The sequence below is a fragment of the Treponema ruminis genome, from assembly GCF_014201975.1.
Taxonomy (GTDB): domain Bacteria; phylum Spirochaetota; class Spirochaetia; order Treponematales; family Treponemataceae; genus Treponema_D; species Treponema_D ruminis.
Genome location: NZ_JACHFQ010000016.1, coordinates 1 through 1,462, shown reverse-complemented (window position 1 = coordinate 1,462; position 1,462 = coordinate 1). Strand labels below are relative to the sequence as shown.

At 35.1% G+C, this 1,462-nt stretch carries 2 protein-coding genes; both read right to left on the bottom strand.

Features of this window, described 5'->3' with window-relative positions; genetic code table 11:
• The coding region (locus HNP76_RS14230) for an IS3 family transposase (RefSeq protein ID WP_184661741.1) at positions 1-908 on the bottom strand (908 nt) is incomplete at its 3' end.
• A 2-nt stretch (positions 909-910) separates the two neighbouring features.
• Positions 911-1,324 (bottom strand): HTH domain-containing protein, encoded by a 414-nt coding sequence (locus tag HNP76_RS14225; protein WP_184661739.1) that lies wholly within the window; start codon positions 1,322-1,324, stop codon positions 911-913.
• Positions 1,325-1,462 lie beyond the last annotated feature (138 nt).

Genomic DNA, 1,462 nt, shown 5'->3' with positions numbered 1-1,462 from the left:
ATACCAGTAGTGAAATATTTGTAGTATTCATCTGGAGAAAGTTTAGCCAACTGCCACTGATAACGTTCTGTGTTGTAATAATCAATCCAGTCATCAATTATTTTCTTTACATCATCAAAAGTTTTACAGTCAGAAAGATTTATCTCATCTTTCATGTGACCGAAAAAACTTTCTTGAGGAGCGTTATCCCAACAGTTACCACGTCTGGACATCGACTGCCGTAGCTTTTTATCAATAAGAAGTTGAATAAAACTGCAGCTGGTATAATGGCATCCCTGGTCACTGTGTATCAATGTTTCGGTAGTAAGAGAAATACCATGTCTGTCAACAAGAATATTAATGGTTTCAAGAACAAAGTCTACCTCAAGTGAACTGCTCAGTACATACGAAAGAACTTGCCTTGTGAAAGCATCAATGACGGTTGAAAGATAGCAGTATATTCCGTTATAGGGAATATATGTAATATCCGTCAGAAGTATTTTTCTGGGACCGAATTTCGTAAACTCCCGGTTTACAAGATTCGGGGAAACATTGTTTGTTTTTAATGCTTTAGCCATCCTTCTATAAGGATTCGCCTTTCTAATTGGACAATACAGGTTGTATTTGTTCATCAGACGGCGTATTTTCTTCAGGTTCATAACAACAGGTGGATTTTGATGTAGTAAATACATATGAATTCCTTTTGCCCCCTTGTCATATCCCCGATGATTATAGGCTGAAAGTATAATTTCAAAATCTTTTCGGTCTAGTTCCTCCTTCTTTTGTCGTTGCTCTTCTGACATTACCCATTTGTAATATCCGGATCTCGATACACCGGCAATTTCACATAACATTTTTACGGACAGTTTATTGTTCTTCTGTGATACAACATCATGGATAATCTCAAATTTATTTGAAGATGTCTCCAAAATTATTGCTTCTTTTTTGAGTTGTCCGCTGTAATAATTTTTTTTAAAAATTCAACTTCCTGACGTAGGTACAACAGTTCAGCTTGCATCTGTGAAATTGTTTGGGGAGAATTATCTGTTTCCGGCTTTTTTATACCAGTACGGTAATTATGGTTTTCACCTTCTGTAAAACCAGTGCCTGACAATGCCTGATTTTTTATTTTTTGAACAATGCAGTCTATTTGTTTCTGGGTAAATAAATCTAAATCATAACCAAGGTCTTTTATGATTTTTCTTGGTGCAATTCCGGCCTGATATCGTATCCAGAATTCTTCTTTGAACTTAATTGTAGGATAAAATTTACAATTTGAAACTTTTAGCGTATATTGATTTGATTCAAGTTTCTTTTTTTCTTCTGCGGTGAATTTCCTTTGCATCGCAGCACCTCCAGTGTAGATACATTATATCTTCTGGATTTTCTAAGTGTCTACTATTTGGGATTTTCCCTTTTATTTTAGTGTCTACTTTTATGGATCCCTTCTTCTAAATGTGTCTACCATTTGGGGTATATTTTA